This is a genomic window from Providencia vermicola (genome assembly GCF_010748935.1).
Lineage (GTDB): Bacteria > Pseudomonadota > Gammaproteobacteria > Enterobacterales > Enterobacteriaceae > Providencia > Providencia zhejiangensis.
The window spans coordinates 1,708,858-1,729,448 of the sequence record NZ_CP048796.1 but is presented as its reverse complement, the minus strand read 5'-3'; the positions used below and the strand labels follow the sequence as shown (position 1 = coordinate 1,729,448).

General features: G+C 38.7%; 17 protein-coding genes. 9 read left to right on the top strand and 8 right to left on the bottom strand.

Features of this window, described 5'->3' with window-relative positions:
* Window positions 1–45: 45 nt before the first annotated feature.
* From G3341_RS07650 to G3341_RS07635, 4 genes are all read left to right on the top strand, one after another.
* Window positions 46–1,278, top strand: a complete 1,233-nt coding sequence (locus tag G3341_RS07650; protein ID WP_163861053.1) for a YjgN family protein — start codon at window positions 46–48, stop codon at window positions 1,276–1,278.
* Entirely contained in the window at window positions 1,275–2,315 is a 1,041-nt protein-coding gene (locus G3341_RS07645) for a M48 family metallopeptidase (RefSeq protein WP_163861051.1), read from the top strand. Before G3341_RS07650 ends, G3341_RS07645 begins: the two co-directional genes overlap by 4 nt.
* Window positions 2,316–3,129: 814 nt before the next feature.
* On the top strand, window positions 3,130–3,795 hold the full coding sequence (locus G3341_RS07640; protein WP_163861049.1) for a hypothetical protein: 666 nt from the start codon (window positions 3,130–3,132) through the stop codon (window positions 3,793–3,795).
* A gap of 468 nt (window positions 3,796–4,263) precedes the next feature.
* Window positions 4,264–5,577, top strand: coding sequence for an NAD(P)/FAD-dependent oxidoreductase (locus G3341_RS07635; RefSeq protein WP_163861047.1), 1,314 nt, complete (start codon window positions 4,264–4,266; stop codon window positions 5,575–5,577).
* Between the two features lie 126 nt (window positions 5,578–5,703).
* Here the strand turns inward: G3341_RS07635 and G3341_RS07630 are convergent, their stop codons facing one another.
* From G3341_RS07630 to G3341_RS07615, 4 genes are all read right to left on the bottom strand, one after another.
* The gene (locus G3341_RS07630) at window positions 5,704–6,423 is read right to left on the bottom strand and encodes a hypothetical protein (protein ID WP_163861045.1); all 720 of its coding nucleotides are present in this window, start codon (window positions 6,421–6,423) and stop codon (window positions 5,704–5,706) included.
* Window positions 6,424–6,721: 298 nt separating this feature from the next.
* Complete coding sequence (locus G3341_RS07625) at window positions 6,722–7,252, bottom strand: MltR family transcriptional regulator (protein WP_154621775.1); 531 nt, start codon at window positions 7,250–7,252, stop codon at window positions 6,722–6,724.
* Window positions 7,253–7,356: 104 nt separating this feature from the next.
* Window positions 7,357–8,508 carry a mannitol-1-phosphate 5-dehydrogenase gene (locus G3341_RS07620; protein ID WP_163861043.1) on the bottom strand — a complete coding sequence of 384 codons (1,152 nt, stop codon included), beginning with the start codon at window positions 8,506–8,508 and terminating at the stop codon, window positions 7,357–7,359.
* 10 nt (window positions 8,509–8,518) lie between these two features.
* Window positions 8,519–10,474, bottom strand: a complete 1,956-nt coding sequence (locus G3341_RS07615) for a PTS mannitol transporter subunit IICBA (RefSeq protein WP_154621777.1) — start codon at window positions 10,472–10,474, stop codon at window positions 8,519–8,521.
* A 597-nt stretch (window positions 10,475–11,071) separates the two neighbouring features.
* Between G3341_RS07615 and G3341_RS07610 the strand changes: the two genes are divergently transcribed.
* Window positions 11,072–12,316 carry an SLC13 family permease gene (locus tag G3341_RS07610; protein WP_163861042.1) on the top strand — a complete coding sequence of 415 codons (1,245 nt, stop codon included), beginning with the start codon at window positions 11,072–11,074 and terminating at the stop codon, window positions 12,314–12,316.
* 43 nt (window positions 12,317–12,359) lie between these two features.
* Here the strand turns inward: G3341_RS07610 and G3341_RS07605 are convergent, their stop codons facing one another.
* From G3341_RS07605 to G3341_RS07590, 4 genes are all read right to left on the bottom strand, one after another.
* On the bottom strand, window positions 12,360–13,154 hold the full coding sequence (locus tag G3341_RS07605; protein ID WP_163861041.1) for a MoaF C-terminal domain-containing protein: 795 nt from the start codon (window positions 13,152–13,154) through the stop codon (window positions 12,360–12,362).
* A gap of 9 nt (window positions 13,155–13,163) precedes the next feature.
* Entirely contained in the window at window positions 13,164–13,943 is a 780-nt protein-coding gene (locus G3341_RS07600; protein WP_154621780.1) for an SDR family NAD(P)-dependent oxidoreductase, read from the bottom strand.
* Between the two features lie 190 nt (window positions 13,944–14,133).
* Window positions 14,134–14,871 carry a cyclase family protein gene (locus tag G3341_RS07595; protein WP_154621781.1) on the bottom strand — a complete coding sequence of 246 codons (738 nt, stop codon included), beginning with the start codon at window positions 14,869–14,871 and terminating at the stop codon, window positions 14,134–14,136.
* Window positions 14,872–15,082: 211 nt separating this feature from the next.
* Window positions 15,083–15,970, bottom strand: a complete 888-nt coding sequence (locus G3341_RS07590; RefSeq protein ID WP_163861040.1) for a MetQ/NlpA family ABC transporter substrate-binding protein — start codon at window positions 15,968–15,970, stop codon at window positions 15,083–15,085.
* Between the two features lie 171 nt (window positions 15,971–16,141).
* Between G3341_RS07590 and G3341_RS07585 the strand changes: the two genes are divergently transcribed.
* The 4 genes from G3341_RS07585 to G3341_RS07570 are packed head-to-tail and all read left to right on the top strand — an operon-like array spanning window position 16,142 to window position 20,413.
* The gene (locus G3341_RS07585) at window positions 16,142–17,266 is read left to right on the top strand and encodes an alkylhydroperoxidase domain protein (RefSeq protein ID WP_163861039.1); all 1,125 of its coding nucleotides are present in this window, start codon (window positions 16,142–16,144) and stop codon (window positions 17,264–17,266) included.
* A gap of 4 nt (window positions 17,267–17,270) precedes the next feature.
* Window positions 17,271–18,731, top strand: coding sequence for an NAD(P)-binding domain-containing protein (locus tag G3341_RS07580; RefSeq protein WP_163861038.1), 1,461 nt, complete (start codon window positions 17,271–17,273; stop codon window positions 18,729–18,731).
* Between the two features lie 3 nt (window positions 18,732–18,734).
* Window positions 18,735–19,748 carry a methionine ABC transporter ATP-binding protein gene (locus G3341_RS07575; protein WP_163861037.1) on the top strand — a complete coding sequence of 338 codons (1,014 nt, stop codon included), beginning with the start codon at window positions 18,735–18,737 and terminating at the stop codon, window positions 19,746–19,748.
* Window positions 19,745–20,413: a methionine ABC transporter permease gene (locus G3341_RS07570; RefSeq protein WP_154622346.1), complete on the top strand. Its 669-nt coding sequence runs from the start codon at window positions 19,745–19,747 to the stop codon at window positions 20,411–20,413. Before G3341_RS07575 ends, G3341_RS07570 begins: the two co-directional genes overlap by 4 nt.
* The last annotated feature ends 178 nt before the right edge of the window (window positions 20,414–20,591 follow it).

The window sequence follows — 20,591 nt, the reverse complement described above, 5'->3', positions numbered from 1 at the left end:
ACTCCTCAAGCGTGCTATAAATAAAACATAAATAGAGTGATCTTTATGGAAAATGTAACAAAAAACCTTTTGGATATTGATATTGAAAAGGAAGATATGCGTAGTCAAGTCCATCATGTTAAATTTCATGGTGATAATACTGAGTATTTCTTTATATGGATAGTGAATGTTTTATTGACGATACTCACTCTAGGTATCTATTCAGCGTGGGCCACCGTCAGAACCCGACGCTACTTCTTAGGTAACACTGAGATTAATGGCTCACGCCTTGAATATCATGCTTCACCTGTAAGTATTCTAATATCTAGGATTATTATATTTTTCTGTTTTGCATTATATTTAGTCGTTAACTATATTTACCTACCAATAGCATATGTTATTCTGTTTTTGTTTTGCTTGATGCTACCTTACTTTATTATTCGCTCATGCCGTTTCCATGCCATTATGACAAGCTATAGAAATGTAAGATTTAATTTTCTCGGTAGCTATAAAAAAGGATATTGGCACTTTTTCATTCTTCCACTCTTACTTTTATTAGTTGGCGCAGGTGTTTCTTTCTTAATAGGAAATATTGTAAGTTTAATCATTATATTTAATTCATCGAATAGCTATGACCATTTACATTATAGTAAATATTTAATCGGCACATACGTTACTTTATTTTTAATCGTTATCTCTATATATGTAGTTTCCGCAATAAGAACAAAACAATTGTATGAGTATTTTGCCAATAACTTTTACTTTGGAAAATCCGCATTTAAACTACAAATGAATTATCGAGCAGTTGCTAAAATTTATAGTATCGCGTTTTTAATACTGCTCCCTTTCATCATCTTAAGCGGGTTTAGCATCATCTCTATAGCAGAGGCCATTGCAATATACAAAAACAGCGCCAGCGAATCGGAAATGCCTATTTTCATGTTTTTATTCATATATCTGTACTTTTACGTGGGGTTGTTACTCTCTTATAGTTACATTCACCTCATGATGAGACGTGAGTTTTTCAATAAATTAGAGTTCAGTAACGAGCTAAAATTTAGCTCATCCATAACCTATTTTTCTTATCTTATTCTACTGTTCTCTAATAGTCTTATTATTATATTTACGCTAGGGCTAGCGACACCGATTGCTCAAATTCGCTATGCACGATATTTCGCCATAAATACTAAAATTACAGGTGATATGTCTCTAGAAAATGAACTCGCTCATGATGAGACTGATGCCAATTCTTTTCATGATGAAACGCTTGATTCCTTCGACTTTGGATTATCGTTGTGAACATAGCGGGTGAATATACTTATAATAAAAAGGCACTGAAACACAGTGCCTTTATTGAGTTAGATAATGATAATCATCAAATCATCCTTCATGTAAACGATGAAGTTAAAACATATGCATATCAAGATATTCGTTTATCAGAGCCGCTAGGATCACTACCAGACTCTATCTATTTTTCTGATGGTGGATGCTTTATCTGTGAAAAAGAGCAAAAGTTACGTAACAAGCTTGTTTTGAAAAAAAGCAAGCTCCATTTTGGTGTTATTCACTTTTTAGAACGCTATAAAATGGCTAGCCTTTATTTACTCGCCTGTATTATTCCTATGGTATATCTCTTTTTCCAATTCTTTCTGCCATCAATGGCATCGGTTATTGCTAAAGAGACGCCTGTTCAAATTCAAAAAGACCTTGGTCAAGAAACACTTGTCCTGTTAGATAAAAGTGTACTTGAACCAAGTAAATTGCCATTAAAAAAGCAGCGAGAACTTAAAGCCCTATTTGACAGAATTACGCCTAAAGAATTTAATCACTATCAGTTAAAGCCACAGCTTATTTTTAGAGACTATCCGAAACAAGCCAACGCCTTAACATTAACTGATGGTACAATTATTATTACTGATGAGCTAGTTAACTTAATTGAAGATGAAAATGAACTCGTTTCCGTTTTATTGCATGAAATGGGGCACCATTATCATCATCACATAATGAACTCTTTAGTGAATTCGTCATCGTTAAAATTTGTCAGCATGTGGATACTGCGTAAATCATCGGGAATTGAAGAGATATTGTTAAATTCAGGTAATCAATTAATGGCATTGAACTACTCTCGAGATATGGAATTAGAAGCTGACCAATTTGCCATTGAGCATATGTTAAAACAAGAACGGCCATTAGCGATGATGGAGTCAATATTTATAAAGTTGGCTAACATATCACCTGAAATGAATAGTAAGTTATTAAGTACCCATCCTCTATGGAAAGAGCGCTTAAATATGATAAATGCGTCTAAAACCAATAATGAGAGTGAAAAACACTAATAACCTCCCTTGATTAATCACTAAATAGAGAATTCCCGCTAAGATAGGGATTCTCTATTGCCCTATTGGCAAAGAAACCAGCAGATACCTGATGATTAATGGAAGATTTATACATTCGCTAGAGACAGTATTTATGAAAATACTATGCCTCGTTTTATGACTCTGTGACCACACGAGTACTCTCTGTTTTCTGTGAAATTAAGTTTTCTTCTCTATCAAAAAGTAAATTTATGTTATATCTATGAGCTTTAAATCTTATTTATGCTCATAATTATGCTATTATGCAAGATTAGATGAAATACGTATCCGTGCCATTTAATCAAAACAAAAATAGTTGGTTAAATGGAATCTTGACTTACTCCCCCATACTCGGCCTTAAATCAAAATACGAGTGCAGATTGATTTGCATTTAGTAGCCTCGCCGACTTGTCATGATTGAATAAGCTGCCGCCTACAGTGCCAATCATCGTTGCCCTATTGTGTAGGCTTTTAGCTGCTGTATGGATAGTATGAGTTCTTTACAACATGATCATCCATAAAGCGATGTTTTATGTTTAAGACCCTAACGCGACTTAAACTGGCTAAAGCCATAATAAAAATACTGCGGTGCGACCTATTCTATATTTTAAATACTCACAATTACATTTAGACACTTTTTAAACATCAATAAGTCATTGATAATTAATTAAATAGTCATGATTATGGCCAATGATATGAAATTACTTTTATAGAACATTTTTATATTTAATTTGATTTTCCCTTAATTGTATAACATGATGTAATTAAATAATATTTCTCTCATTGGACTATGAAAATGTCTTTTTTAGAATCATCATTTAAATACATTACAGACAGTAAGAATATAAAATTAATAGTGATTGTAGCAATTTTAAGTTGCGTAGGGTCATACTTTGCTATCGATGAACTGATTATTAAAGAGAAAGTTTCCCGTATCGAAGAGTTAAATAAAGATAAAAATCATTTGGCTAGTCAATTAAAAGACATTCAAAATCGCTTAGAAAAACAAATCGATAGCGAAGACTCTAGGTTAGAAAAAAACGTAGCTAATGTTAAAGCTTTATATAATGAAGTCATTACAGATTTAAACCGAAAGAATAATCAATTAATGCAAGAGAGGGATACTCTTACTTCACAGTTAGCACAAAATGCACATACTACGCAATTAGAAATCAATAAAAGAAATAATGAAAACATTCTTGCGCTCAGACAGACACTAAATTCCGTTGAAAAAAATATCCATACCCTTTATCTGACTCATTCTAGATTAAGCTCAGAATATGGATATTCACAGAAAGAGTGCGAAAAAAGAGGGAGTGATTTTTACGGTAATATTTGTGAGCAATCATCTAAGTATAAAGCTGAATTAGACTCACTGGGAGAACAAATTAAATCTCAAGAGCAACGTCGAAAGTTTATTCAAGAAGAAATATTATCTATTCAACGAGGGGCAATAAATTAGTCAATAACGATAATATATCATATTAAAAATTATTATAGCTTTATTTCCAGATGAAATATAACCTATCAGGGAATAAAGTTTATTTTAATTTAACTGATAATAAATAATTTTAGTTATCAAAATATCACTTACCGGCTACTGGGTAGAGAATGTCTGATAATGCAGGTGTCATCTACTTGCCTTATTATCATTGGATGAAATATCGAGTTATAACCAGTTGTTCGTTGTTGATACACGATCGATGTGACACGTTCGTCATAGATACCATTCATTAAAGCGATACGATTTTCTTTGCTTACAGATTATCCTAATAGCGCCTTTGCCTTATTTCAAGTTGAGTTTTCTTCACTATCAAAAAATCAGATTTACGCTATAGTCATGATCTTTCGGTGTTATTTAATCTTTTGATTATGATTTAAACACCTCCATATCAGCTATATCAATATCAGATACTATTAGGCAAAATCGATGAAATACGCTTCAGTGCCATTTAATCAAAATAAAAATGGTTGGTTAAAAGAAGGTTTAGTGATCAATACCTACCCTACTCTAAATAACGATACTGATGCAGATTGGGTCGTTGTTGGTTCAGGCTATGCAGGTCTCTCTTTTGCTAGAAGGCTCGCGCAAAATAATCCGAGCCTAAATATTATTCTGATTGATTCAGCAACCGCGGTTGACAGTTCATCGGCAAGGAACTCCGGATTTATTATTGGATTGCCTCATAATATTGGTAGCTCGACTGCTGAATTAAAAAAGGCACAATTTTATCGTTCATTACTTGAAGAAGGTATAAATCAACTCACGGCATTAATAGCGCAATTTAATATCGAGTGTGATTGGGAAAATGTAGGCAAATATCACTGCCAAGTCGATACCAAAAACCAACGTGTGTTGCAGGAATATGTTGAGAACCTTAATCTTATGCATGAGTCTTATCAACTCTTAGATAAAGACGCTCTGTATCAAAAGCTCGGTACGCATTTTTACAATAAAGGCATTTATACGCCTAATTCAATTTTGGTCAATCCTGCCAACCTCGTGGTCGGCCTAGCAAATAGCCTTCCGGAAAATATCACCGTTTATAATAATACCCCTGTCATGGCGGTTCACACAGCGAAAGTACATACGATTTTTACGCCCTACGGTAATATTCGGACGCCCAATATCATGCTAGCCACCAATGCACTTTCTCGCGAATTGAGACCTATAGCGAATTACCAAGCCGCTATGGCAACGTTTGCAAGCATTAGTGCACCACTGACCCTTGAGCAGAGACAGAGATTACCTGCAATGAATAGTTGGGGATTAACACCTGTGAATGCTATTGCAGGCGCGACCTTACGTTATACTCAAGATCACCGTTTATTAATTCGTCAACATGTTACCCCTGCTTTAAAAGGCCGTATAACAGCCGAACAAACCTATCAAGTGACGCAACAACACAAGCAGCTCTTTAATAGAATTTATCCGCAATTATCAGATGTACCACTGGTTAATACTTGGTCTGGTACCATTAGTGTCACCCGCAATGGAGCACCTGTTTGGGGGAAATTAATGCATGGGGTTTATAGTGCCGGAGGCTGTAATGGTGCAGGTATATCTAAACAAACGATAGCAGGTACATTACTCGCTGATTATGCTTTAAGCATTGAGCATCCTTTAATTGAAGCCATGAATGCACTTGGTAAGGCAAATTACCTTCCCCCATCCCCCATTTTAGACATTGCAATTAGTACATCTTTAATGAAAGAAAGGTACCTTGGTAGACGTGAAGTGTAACAATAATGTCGTTATAAATAATCACACACGCCATACCGTTTATAGAGGCTATTAGGATAGCCTCATAAGATAATCTTATTGGGTTATCTCATAAGCTGAATAATATAAAGTATAGAATTTTTAATTTTATGTATTCAAAAAGCCATCAAGATAATCTTTTAATTCATTAACAAGGTTTACTAAGCCATCAGAAGAGCTACCTTTAACCCTATATACATCAAAGCGTTTAATTATTTCCATTAAAGTCTTAATCACCGTTATTATCATAGTAATCAATTCTTTTATTTTTAGAATTAATGATAGTAATTCATTTAACTTTTCTAAAAAATCGCTCAAACGTGAAATTTCTTTGTTAATACGTTCAGTCACTTCATCTAAAAAAGGCAAGAAGTGATTAACGTCCTTTACTTTATCAGTATAAACTGACATGAGTGATGCTTTTTGTAACACTAGGTTATTTAAATTATTTTCAAACCCTCCAATGGATTTTTGTATTTGCGCTTTATAGATTGATTGATGATTTATTTCATCATCAATAGCGATTGCCGAAAAACTGTTTCTTGTCTCTATTTCTAAGTGATTAGCCTTATCACATATCATGTTAATGCTAGCTAATACCGCATCCCCAAGTATCGAGTTTCTCTGTGTTTGTTGGAACAGAGGTAGTAAGAGGTTCACATCAATAACGAGTGAGCTTATGACCGTATTCAATCTAAGCATGGCGTCATGGCTATATGCTAACACCTTCGTGGTATAATTTGTTTCTGAATCCGGTAACGTTGAGTTAATCGTGTTAATTTCTTGATAGCGTGTATCAATGTTTATTTTTGTTATTGCCGTTGACATAATAACCTTCTCCTTTAATGATTTAGAATTATGACTCATTACATTTCCCGAGTATTGATGATCAATAAAAAATGATTCTTATCTAAGGTAGCCTAAGACATTTCTCTATATAAAAGTCATATTAAAGTATTAATTCTTATAACGAATAGTATGATTTTTTAACTTATAGATAAGCTAACTCTGGCTTTAAACAGAAAGAGAATATTATCTTTATGGCGAGTTTGTACAGAATAGAAAACATAATAGATTCATCTATTATGATGGTTGTAATAAGAATCACTGAAAAGGTGTTATTGAATTAAAAAACCTCAGTATCTAATATCTGAGAAATTAAAGAGGTCACTGAAAGCACTAATGCTGATTTAACCATCTCTTGATAGCGATATTTTTGTAAGTCAATTAATTGTTGGTCAATTAAATCTTCAGGTAAATTAAACAGCATCATTTCAGGTAAGGGGTCAATGCAATGCAGTGTTTTTATTGGTCCAATAATCTCATCATCAGTAAAAGCCAATGGCAATTGTTCTGTTGAGAGAACTTCATTTAATGCAAGAAAAAGTTCAATATCTTCATATAATTCGCGAGAAATAGCCCCTAAGGCAAATAATAATTTTAAGCGTACAGAGAGTTTCCCTAATGGACCGTTGCCTTCAAGGAGTGGCTCAACAGCATATTTAACCGCATAATCATCTTTGCGAAAAACCTTTAGCATCAGTTGATCAATGGCTTCGGTGATCAGAACAATCACTTCCTGAATAAATGGCCTGATATCTGAATGTTTATTCAGCCTTTCAAGGACTTGATTTTCTGTATACTGTCTATTTTCCATAATGACTCTTTACACCACTTGGTAGCTGAAAATTCAACAACTACCAAGTGATAAGTTGACTACCTTTATAATTTTGAGGCTATAAAAAGAATAAAGCTATCCATTTATTTATTCATGTGCTGGTATTCATAACAAATAGCTTGAACCAACTGTGGGTGATCGACTAACCCACAGAATCGCTTAACAGCTTCATCGACTCCATTTTCGCTAATATATTTAGCCATTTCAACTGCTTGAGGATCAGCTTCACTCCTAAAATGCAAAGCAGCAGCAATACCAATGACTAAATAGTGATTCGCTAATTGGTATTCAAGGGTGCCAAGTAACGGTTTAATTAGCCTATCTTCAGGACTGAGTTTACGCATAGGCTGGCGCCCGACTCGCTCAACATTGTCATGGAGGTAAGGATTAGCGAAACGCTTTAAAATTTTATCTATGTATTGTTGGTGCTTGATAGGATCGAAGCGATAGCGTTGAATTAAGACTTGCCCACTCTCCTGCATGGCTCCTTTCACAATCTCTGCAATCTGCGGATCATTGATCGCATCGTAGACCGTCTGATATCCCTTGAGTTGCCCCAAATACGCTGTAATTGCATGCCCAGTATTTAGAGTAAATAGCTTACGCTCAACGAATGCCAGCAAATTTTCTGTCAGCTCCATTCCCTTGATTTCAGGAATGTCGCCAACAAACTGTGTTTGATCAACGATCCATTCACTAAATGTCTCTACCGTTACATCGAGCGGGTCATCGTTTGCCGCCCCCATAGGAGGTACAATGCGGTCGACAGCAGAATCTACAAAACCAACATTTTCCTCTACCCATTGATGCATTGAATCGCAAAGATGAGCTAACACATGCTGTTTCAGCTGGCTTGTTCCTCTTACCATGTTTTCACAGGCAATAATATTCAAGGGTTTACTGTTGCCGATTTCCCTTCTTTTCTGTATACCTTTTGCCAATGTTGCTGCAATTTTTTCTAATATTTGAGGCCCGACAGCAGTCGTCACCATATCTGCAATGGCGATATGCTCCACTGTTTTTGGATCCATACTGTTAACCGCATTCACTCGCTGAACTTTTTCAACGATATGTTCTTCACCAACCACATGGACTTGATAGGACTGCTGATGTGCTAATTGGTCAATAAGCTGTTGATTAACATCTGCAAAAATCATTTCTGAATTTGCATCTGCTAATAGTTTGCCGATAAATCCACGTCCAATATTACCTGCACCAAAATGAATGACTTTCATAGCAATCTCCTTAAGCGGCACTTTGTGTTGATAAAATATCGAGAACTTCCTGAACACTCTGAGTTTTACAGAGTTTTTCAATCATTCCGTCTTCATCAAGTGCAGAGGTAATTTTTGTAATGACTTGGATATGTTCATTATTACGGGCAGCAATTCCTATCACTAAATGGGCAATATCTTCTGGTTCATCACCGAATCGAACACCAGTAGGGTACTGGCAAATAACAATGCCTGTTTTTAATACGCGTGCCTTCGCTTCAATTGTGCCGTGTGGTACCGCGATAGACTCGCCTAGATAGGTTGATGTTAACTTTTCTCTTTCTAGCATCGCCTCCACATATTCAGGTTCAACATATCCCCCTTCAACGAGCTTTTCTCCCGCAAAGCGAATGGCTTGTTCTTTATTCGGTGCGCTTAAATTAAGATGAATATGCTGTGAACTGAGAGTAAACAATGCTTCTTCTTGCTCTTCTGGATCATAATGTTCATCATTTGCCGCGATTAGCGTTTGTTTAATCAAGCGACTGTCATTCGCGGCGTGTGGGCTTTTTTCAGCAATAAGACGCGTGATGAGGTCATTATACGTTTGGCTATCTAAAAAATTTGTCAGTGAGATATGAAGTGCATGAGGCGCATAGTTTTTTGCTCGTGCAGTTAAATCTCTATGTGTCACAACAATATCTACATCGGCAGGGAGATCATTAATTGCCATATTGGTCACTGCAATTTCATTTAGCCCAGCATCACGCACTTTCTTCGCTAAGACTCCGGCGCCCATCGCACTGGACCCCATTCCTGCATCACAGGCAACGATAATTTTGCGAACCTGACTCAAATTTGCTGTCTGGTTTGCTACAGCCTTGTCACTTTTTCCACTTGAAGATTTCGATTGCGCTTTCATTTCACGCATTTTTTGCGTTGCGTTACCAAGCTCATCTTCATCCCCTAAACGCGTTCGTTTTAATAAAATAGCCGACACTAAAAATGAAACTAATGTGGCACTCGTGACCGATAAAATCACACCGATTAATGATGATTTCGGCGTCATCAGCAATACGGCAAAAATAGAGCCTGGAGATGCTGGTGAAACAAGCCCCGCATGAAAGATGCTCATCACAAATACGCCCGTCATTCCACCAAGAATAACAGCAATAATTAATCTCGGATTCATCAACACATAGGGGAAATAGATTTCATGTATTCCGCCAAAAAAATGGATAATCGCGGCACCGGGCGCTGATTGTTTCGCATTGCCTTTACCAAAAAACATATAAGCCAGCAGTACGCCTAAACCTGGACCTGGGTTTGCTTCAATTAAAAAGAAGATGGATGCCCCTGTTTCTGTGGCTTGCTGTATCCCTAAAGGAGAAAAAATACCATGGTTAATCGCGTTGTTGAGAAATAAGATTTTGGCTGGTTCGACAAATATTGAGGTCAACGGTAATAGATTATGGGCCACCATCACATTGACCCCAGCGGAAAGTATTTTGGATAAACCTTCCACTAAAGGACCAATCGCAAGGTATGCAAGAATGGCGAGCAGCATCCCGATAATGCCTGATGAAAAATTATTCACCAACATCTCAAAACCTGTTTTGACTTTGCCTTCAATCCAGCGGTCAAAACGACGGATTGCAAATCCTCCTAATGGACCGGCTATCATCGCTCCCATAAACATTGGCATATCCGCCCCTACGATAACCCCCATAGTGGTGATCGCCCCAACAATGCCGCCACGTTCGCCACCCACTAAGCGACCGCCAGTATAACCAATGAGTAAGGGAAGAAGATACGTAATCATCGGGCCGACAAGTTGCGCCAACGTGTCATTTGGCCACCAGCCCGTTGGAATGAAGAGCGCGGTAATCAACCCCCACGCGATAAAGGCACCAATATTAGGCATAACCATGTTACTCAGGAAGCGCCCAAAATTCTGTACCTTTAATTTGACATTTGATGTTACCATAATAGAACCCCGTGGTACGAAAATGATACGGTTATAACGTTATCGCCAAATAACGTTTGTGATTTTTGAACAGTTTCACTCTAGCATGACCGCTATCGGATGCGTACCACGCGGGCTTTTTGTGATTGATATCACTATTCCCCCCTCACTCCCCCTATGTTTTTAGTGATCAAACTCTCAATAACGGCATGTAGCAAAACTACATTGCGTATTTTTTGTTCATCAAACCAATTTAACGTGATTTTCATCACATTTTTTACGACGATGTTTTTTGTTAAATAGTGATTGGCATCACAAAATATTTTTAGGTTGCCTACTTTTTAACTCAGTAAAATTCACCATTTGGTCTATTGTTACTGTTATTCAATATTTTTGTAATAAACTTTCATCTCGTCGCATATCGCTCTCGTTTGATGCGCTTTTCTTTTTTGAAGTGAGGAAATTCAATTTCTCAACATCTCGACCCTATTTCATCTCATTAAAATCATCATTAAATGACATGTTGCAACTTATTATTATTTAAAGGTTATTCTACTTGCTTCATTGATTCTTCACCGCTAAATTAGCCGTAATTTTACTAATAAGAGTGAATAGGTTATGAGCCTCACGATCATTATTTTTCTGCTAGTCTATGTTGCGATGGGGTTTGGTAAATTGCCCGGTTTTAAAGTCGATAGAACAGGAGCTGCGGTTATTGGTGCTTTGGCCATGATGGCTGTAGGGAGTATTACGCCACCACATGCATGGAATGCTATCGATTATCGTACTATTGGGATGTTATTTGGCTTGATGGTCGTTTCCGCATCTTTTGTCGTATCCGGATTCTATAGCTGGACGGCGAACCGCGTTGCGATGCTAAACGTCAGTGCTCCAGTACTACTTGCTGTATTAATTGCCGTTGGCGGACTACTCTCCGCCTTACTCACAAATGATGTCGTTGTTGTCGCCATGACACCTTTGTTAGTCTCAATTACCTTATCTCGTGGATTAAACCCAATTCCCTTTCTGTTAGGATTTTGTTTTGCCGCTAACAATGGTGCTTCAGGTTCATTAATTGGCAGCCCTCAAAACATGATTGCGGCACAAGGGTTAGATATTTCCTTTATTGGTTTATTACAAGCTTCGGCGATCCCAGCTTTGCTATCATTACCTATTACATGGGCTATTTTAGTTTTTCTCTATCGTAATCGTTGGTATCTCGCTAAAACGGCGACAACGCCCTCGGCCCCTACTGCACCAACTGACCCCGCGACAAAACTTGATGTATGGGAAACCACCAAAGCCGGTATTATCACATTCATTGTGATCATCGCTTTCGTTATCAGTGATATACCAAGAGAACTTATTGCCTTAACGGCTGCGGGCTTTTTACTTTTAAACCGTTCGATAGCCTCAAGTGATATGTTGAAACTCGTTGATGGTAATTTACTATTACTGATTATGGGGCTATTTGTTGTCAATGCCGCCTTTGCATCGACTGGCTTACCACAACAAATGTTAAATGACTTGCGCAGTAATGGCGTTGAATTAAACAACCCTATTGTTCTATTTTTGGTCACGGGAGTATTAAGTACTATTGTCGGGAATAACCCCGCCGTGATGTTACTTGTCCCTTTCCTATCCACAAGTGGCAATGCCGATTCATTAGGTGCAGCCTTAGTATTAGGCTCTGGGTTCTCAAGTAATTTATTTGTATTTGGAAGTCTTGCCGGCATTATTGTCGTTGAGCAAGCTGCCGCTTACGGCGTCAAAATCTCATTTTCAGAATTTGCCAAGTCGGGGGGCATCGTTGCGCTGCTGTGTATGCTTTTAGCGGCCGCATGGATAGTGTTAGTCCTTTAAAAAAAAGCCACTCGCTGTTTACGGCGAGTGGCCTATAGAATACTTATTTAGGGTAGTGAGTTTTATTTAAAATAGTAGCATGTGCCCCAACGGGGAATAGGCTAACTGAACTAAATTCCTGATCTTGATACCCCATAATTCCGCCATCCGTTCTCATACCTTGTAAATCAATGAGAATAATACCGAGCGTTGGGATAATCTTTTCGCGCCAAATGAATAAATATAAATTGTCGGATACCTTTATATAATGGCAGCGATCAACATCCGCCAATCCTTTTTCTACGCCATCTAAACAATGCCACGCATAAAATTGTTCATTTAAATAAACATGTTCATAACGCTCTTTAGGGTTATAGGTATACATATTACGCATACCAATCAACTCTGAAGTATAAGCAGGTAGTGGATGTTGAGTATTACTCAGACTACCAAAATGAATATCGACATCAACGTCTGTCAAGGGTTGATTTTGTTCGACTTTTGTAAAAGCTGACATACGGATATCTTGTTCAGTGGGAAGCGTGCCCCGCACTAATACGCAATTATCCTCTGCTTCATTAATAATGATCGTAATACTTGTACGCCAATCTTCTGGTGAAATAAAATTAATAAAATAAATGCCTTCACGAATTGAGGTGATACGACAATCACGTACCACACCTTGCCATTCTATTTGTTGCTCGGTTGGAAAAGAGATTGTTTCCTGAGCTGCTGTCTCGGCAAACGTTAATTGGAATGTTTTACCTGTTAGTTGATTATTGGTATCTAATATATAGCTATCAGGTGCAAATCCATCAGATAATGCGCCAACTTGGATAAAGGCCACTTCTTCAATCATAATAACTCCTTAGGTAAAAGCCAGTGTAGGTAGGTCAACAACAGCCGCACCACCGTCGATAACGAGTGCTGCACCGGTAATCATAGAAGCATCCGCAGAGCACAAGAATCGACACGCTAATGCAACTTCATGTGCGCTAGCAGGACGCTGTAAGGGAACATCTCGGCATACATACTGGTAGGCTTCATCCAACGTGAATTGATGTTGTTCCATCAAAGGTTGCATCTCTTCGTCTGCCATTGGTGTTCTTACCCAGCCCGGACAAATTGCATTTGCTCTAACGCCTTGACGACCATAATCACGTGCGACAGAGCGCATTAGCCCAATTAACGCATGCTTTGCTGTCACATACCCACAGGCCTCTGGTCCTGCGGCTAAAGAGGCAAGCGAACCAACAAAAAGGACATTACCGCGACGCTGTATCAACGATGGTAAGCAGCCACGAACACTGGCAAAAGCACTGTCGAGATTCGCTTTCATTCCTTGGTGCCATTGTTGGTCATTCATATCTTCCACTCGGCCTAGCCCCATTCCGCCCGCATTACAAATCAAAACATCGATAGCATCTGTATGCTGTTTGATTTGCGGTAAGATGGTTTCATTCCATGAGTCTCCAGTCGACACATCGGCGACGATGGCAATCGCTCCGGTACGAGCAGCAACGGCTTGTAACGGTTCTGGACGTCGTCCAACAATCAATACGTTATCACCTTGCTCTGCAAACACCTGCGCGCATGCGGCACCAATTCCAGTTCCCCCACCGGTAATGATTACGGTTCTTGAATTCATCCAACCCCCACCAGCATTTGTTAAAATAAAGTTAATTCGAGTATTAATATAGATAGAAATAACTTTGCTTGACTATCGACCTAAGGGACGATATGCGCTGAAGTGCAAGATAGATAATGACTTTTGTGAATATTAAGAGGGGTTATCAGCCTGTTTAAGAACAGATACAGGCTGATAGAGAGAAAATGATTTATGGCAAAATAGCAAAAGAGCGAACAGGGAAACCACTTGCATTGTTAGGTTTAGCAACCAAATTGAAAATAACCGCGCCACGCGTTGGCAATTTATCTAAGTTAGTCATTAATTCAATCTGATAGGTGTCTTGTTCTAAGACATAATATTCACCTAATAGCGCATTATTGTGACGGAAATCTTTCGCTGCATCGGTATCAAAAGTTTCATGGCCGATCGCTTTTACGCCTCTTTCTTCAAATAAAAACTTCAATGCATCCATTCCCCATCCTGGGATTTGATTATGGCCTTCCGCGTTTTTATTCTCCATTGCTTGCTGTGATGGCCAGCGATGGCTCCAATCAGTGCGTAACGCAACAAACGTTTCAGGCTCTATTTTTCCATGTTCCGCTTCAAAATTAAGGGCATCTTCTCGTGAAAAGGCAAAATTAGGATCTTGTTTTGCTCTTGCTGACTGGTCGATAACAATCAAGGGTAACACTAACTCCTTTAGCTCAAGTTCATGCAAGTAACGTTTTCCTTGTACAAAATGACATGGAGCATCAATATGTGTGCCATATTGCCCAGGAAAGGTAAATTGTTGTGCAAAAAAGCCATCTTGATAATCAAATAGTGTCTTAAAGTTTGCTGATTCAAACATAAAAAAATGGGGAGAATCTTTATCGAAAGCGTGTGTTAAATCAATCCATGTTTTTGACTTTAATAGATTGAGTGCTGTGATAAGTTCATTCGTCATAACGGTTCCCCTGATGATATCGCTATTACATTTTTTTATTTTCAGTTTGCTTATGTTATTAATTAACCAAAAACACCCTTTTGTCCATATCGATAATAAGAAAAATTTTCATATTAAATTTTAGTGGCTAACAGGGTCATCGAGATAAAATAAAACCACCTAATAGGATATTAGGTGGTAATAAATAACAATGTTAAACATCATAAAAAGACTAGGGTTTTGGATAAGAGGCCCATGCTTGAGGCTCAATAAAGCCATCATAAATACGTTGGGAGCGAATATAATCTGCGTATTCTTTTGATTCGAATGCTTCTTTTAAGTCTTTCGCCCACTGTGAATTCACATCATCTTGCATCACGGTCACAATCACTCGGTGTTCTAATGGTGAGTTTTCGACGACTAATCCATCTGCAATTCGTTGTCCAGCACTTGCAACATAGTTACCATTAACAACAACGAAATCAACGTCATCTAATAAGCGTAACCCTTGTGCTGCATCTGTTTCTCGAATATCTAAACGATATTTAGCCGGTTCGATATCATTAACGCTAAATGTCAATGTACTGACATTAGGTTTAATTTTAATCCAACCTAATTCTTCTAAAATACGAGCCCCACGTTCAGCATTCACGGGGTCATTTGATAAAGCGACGATCATACCGTCTTTGACTTCATCAAGAGATTTATGTTTATTCGAACGCAAACTTTGTGGTGCACTAGGCGAATCAGTCAATGCCACCATATTAATATTATTTTTCTTATTATAGGCTTCCATATATGCACGACTTTGGTTCACTGACGCATCAATTGAGCCTTCTTCAAAAGCAGGGTTAATTTGTCTATTTTGAGAGAATTGACGTAAATTCACTTTATAGCCTTTCTTCTCCAAAATAGGCACAACACCTTTTTCGACTTGGTCGATATAATTACCAACACCAAAGCCAATCGTTATTTCTTTCTTATTGGGGTTACCCTTTTCATTATTATCATTACATGCCGCTAACGCGATAACCACAATACCCATTAGTGATAAAAGTTTTATTTTTTGTTTCAACATGATGTTACGACCCTGTGTCAATAATGTGGTCAGTATAATCATATTTTTTACATCCTATTTAGATCATCTCGTTATAACTTAATACAAAAAGAATATATATAACCTCTTTTATAACTTATAGTTATAAAAATATAATAATTTGTTCGTTCGAATAACCATCTGCTTGAGATGTAATGGAGAGGATAAAAACGTTAAAAAAAAGTGAGTTATAAGATGCCTATTTTAAATTACGATTTAGTTAATGCGCTAATAAACCTAACACCAGAATCTACGCTAGCTGAAGCTAGAAAGAAACGTTTAAACACGACAGAAAATACTCAAGCTGCTTTTGAAGCGATTTTTTCTGCTCCCTCGACACAATTAACCGGTGACGTTAAATTTTTATTGGCTCGTTTTGTTGCCGAGCAAACAGGCAGTCCAGCGTTAGCTGATTTTTATCATCAGCTATTAGCACAACGTTCACCTGCTCTCGATACTCCAGCACTTAAAGCTGCTACAAAGTATGTAGAAACCTTGGTTAGTCATCCAAAACAAACGCACTATCAGCTTATTCATTCGCTAATAGAAAGCGGATGGAATGAGCAAGATATTATTTTGCTAGCTCAGCTAGTCACCTTTGTGACTTACCAAGCTCGCTTAATTGAAGGGTTGAAATTGCTGCATGATGCAAGTGCAACCAGTAACCAAGCTGAACCTATTACGGCTGGCCCTTGGAACAACCATCCTCTCACTCATCAAGGCAGACCGTCGCCAGTCGCTTTCACGCAAGAACAACTAGGCTGGGAGGCTTGGTTGCAGGCTCGTGATAAACACAGCCTTACTGCTGATGAAGCACAAGTGATGAAAAAATTTGGCCAACTCAATTCCGAATATTTTTTACTGCTTGCTCACCACAGCAACATCTTAGAAATACGTACGATGATTGATCGTGATATTTTTTATACCGCTAATGGCTTACCTCGCTGGGAACGCGAATTTGCTGCGGCTGTTGTGAGTAAAGTTAACGGTTGTATCTATTGTGCTTCGGTGCATGCGCGTAAAGCAAGCCAATATGCTAAGGATCGCCAAACCGATGTAGCAAGGTTACTCGCAACACCAGCGGGAGACGTTTTAGCTAATGGCTATGATGCACGCTTAACAGCAATAACTGACTTAGCGGCCTCACTCTCGGCAACACCAATACAGGCGACTCCTCAGCACGTTAATACCCTTCGTCAGCTCGGACTGACTGAGTTGGAGCTTCTCGATCTTATTCAATCAACCGCCTTTTTCTCTTGGGCGAACCGTCTGATGCTGTCTTTAGGCGAGCCTTTTGAAGTCACGCAAGACAAGGAATAAGTTTATGAAACAGTTAAATGGCTTAAAGGCTTTGGAAGAACACATTATTCAAGACCTACAATATCTTAATTTACCCCTTAACCGCTGGTCATTATCCCCAAACTCTACGGATAATCATCAACTAGATGTCGCGATTATCGGTGCAGGAATGTCCGGGATTACTGCCGCATTTGCTCTTAAATTACAAGGTGTTGAAGCAATTGTTTTTGATCAAGCGCCAGAAGGCAACGAAGGTCCTTGGAAACAGCCTGCTTTGATGGAAACATTACGCTCACCAAAACATGTTGTTGGTCCAGCGCTCGCTTCCCCCTCGTTAACGTTTCAAGCATGGTTTAAAGCTCAGTTTGGTACTGATGCATGGGAAGCTCTCGATAAAATTCCACGCTTACAATGGGATGAATACTTACAATGGTTTAAAAAAATGACCGCACCCACGGTGTTAAATGAGTATCAATTAATCGATACTCAACTCAATTCGCAAGGTTGCATACTGACTTTCCAAACTCATCATGGGCAACAGCAATATCAGGCACAACATGTGATCCTAGCAACGGGGATGGAATCCTTTAGTGAACCCAATATTCCTGATTTTATGGATGGCATTCCTCATCGTTACTGGGAACACTCTTATGCAGGTAGCGACTATAGTCGCTTTGATGGATTAGATATCGCCGTTGTTGGTTATAGCGCGGGGGCAATGGATAGTTCAGCAACCGCCCTTGAGCATGGTGCGCGTTCGGTCGAATTACTGATCCGCGCTAAAGATATGCCCAGAGTCAATCGCGGTAAAGTCGCTGGCAACCCTGGCTTCACCCAAGCTTATGAGCACCTAACCGATGCACAAAAATGGCATTACAGTGATTATGTCGTTAAAGCGAAAACACCGGCTCCACACGGCAGTACGCTAAGAGTTTCTCGTCATGACAATGCTTACTTTAATTTCGATACTCAAATTAAACAGATTGATGTCAAAGACAATAAATTACATATCTCGACGACAACCGGTAATTACGTCGTTGATTATTTGATCTTAGCGACTGGTTACCGCATTAACTGGCAGCGACACAACGCGTTTAGCAACATTGCTCCTTTTATTAGAACATGGGCAGATATGTATACCCCACCAAACGAAGAACAGAATGCCGAGTTTAGCGCCTACCCTTATTTAGGCGGGCATTTTGAATTCCTGCCGAAAGCGGAATGTGACTTACCAGAACTCAGCAATATCTACTGCTTTAATTTAGCCGCCTCCTTAAGTATGGGCCCCATGATTGGCTTGATCCCCAATACCAATACTAGCGCCCAAAAGTTGGCGGAACATATCGCCGCTAAATTGTATCTCGCTTACCACGAGCAGCACTTACAACAAGTAAAACAGAGTACTGAAGCCGAATTACTTGGTGATGAATGGCAGCCTGCGTTGCCTTATCAGCAACGCGTCAAGCAAACGAATCATGTGGGGTGACATATGATTAGGTTTCAAAATATTCAAAAGATATACCAGAAGGAAGGACACTCCCTCACGGCTCTACAAGACGTTAATTTGCAAATCAATGAAGGTGATATTTTTGGCTTTATTGGTTACAGCGGTGCGGGCAAAAGCTCATTGATTCGTTTAGTGAATCAGCTAGAAAAACCAACATCTGGTGAAGTGGTCATTAATGGGCAAAACATTGCTCATCATAGTGCATCTGAAATTCGCGATCATAAAAAAAGTATTGGGATGATTTTTCAACACTTTAATTTACTAGAAACCAAAACTGTTGCTCAAAATATTGCGATGCCACTGTTACTCTCTGGCGTTAGTAAAAAAGACATTGAGCGGCGAGTTGATGATATTTTAGCTTATGTTGAGCTCAGTGATAAAAAACACCAATATCCGGGACAGCTTTCAGGAGGACAAAAGCAACGGGTGGGTATAGCTCGTGCATTAATTAATAATCCTAAAATTCTCTTGTGTGATGAAGCTACGTCGGCGCTAGACCCACAAACAACACTTTCAATTTTATCCTTACTCAAAAAGATTAATCGTGAGCAAAAAATCACGATTTTACTGGTGACGCACGAAATGGAGGTGATTGAACAAGTTTGTCATCGCGTTGCGGTGATGGAGGCGGGACGTATCGTCGAAGAAGGTACTGTGTTAGAGATATTTTCGAATCCACAACATCCAACCACCCAAAAATTTGTTCGCACCGTCCTCAATGAAGAGATACCTGAACGTGTTCTCCACAATTTAGAGCATCAAAATAATATTTATCGCTTGGAGTTCTTAGGAAGTTCAGCTCAACAACCTGTTGTGAATGAACTGATCTTACAAGATAAAATTAAAATTAATATTTTATTTGCCAATATGAAGGAAATCAGTGGCGTCGTGCTTGGCAGTATGTTTGTACAACTGATTGGTGACAACGAAAATATTCATCAAGGTGTTGAGTTTTTACGCCAGCGTGGTGTTGCTGTTAGCAAGGGGGTTCTATGACACAATGGTTTGATACCGCATTAACAAGTAAGCAGTTTTTACTTGCTATGTCTGAAACATTCACCATGGTTTCTATTGCGCTGGTGATAGGCTCATTATTGGGTATTTTACTGGGCATTTTGCTTGTCGTGACCCGCCCAGATGGGATTTGGGAAAATAAATGGATTTATCGCATTCTTAATCCAATGATCAATACCATTCGTTCATTACCTTTTATCATCTTACTGGTGGCGATGATCCCATTAACACGCTTTATGGTTGGAACTTCAATTGGCACCACCGCGGCGATCGTACCGCTTGTTATTTATATCGCCCCTTATACTGCACGTTTAATCGAAAACTCGCTGTTAAGCGTTCATTCTGGGATCATTGAAGCCGCGGATTCAATGGGTGCCACTAATTGGCAAATTGTTTGGCATTTTATTTTACCGGAAGCGAAGTCCTCATTAATCCTTAGCCTAACCGCAGCAAGTATTACTTTAGTTGGCGCAACCGCAATGGCAGGCGCCGTTGGCGGTGGTGGTGTAGGCGATCTCGCGCTCAATTATGGTTACCAACGTTTTGACAACGTGGCGATGGCAATCACCGTAGTCACATTGGTTATTATTGTGCAAGGAATGCAAATGATCGGTGATTACCTTGCTAAAAAGGCTCGCTATCACTAATTCTCTTCGGCCGATATACATTTATATCGGCCATACCTCACTTTCATCTGTAAATCGCTTTTTTATTCACTATTCCCGCATGTTTTTCAGGCTTTTTTTACCTCATCACTGTGTTTAACACATATAGCCTATTGATTAGTATTAAAAACATACAAAAAACCAAATTTTAGACACTTTA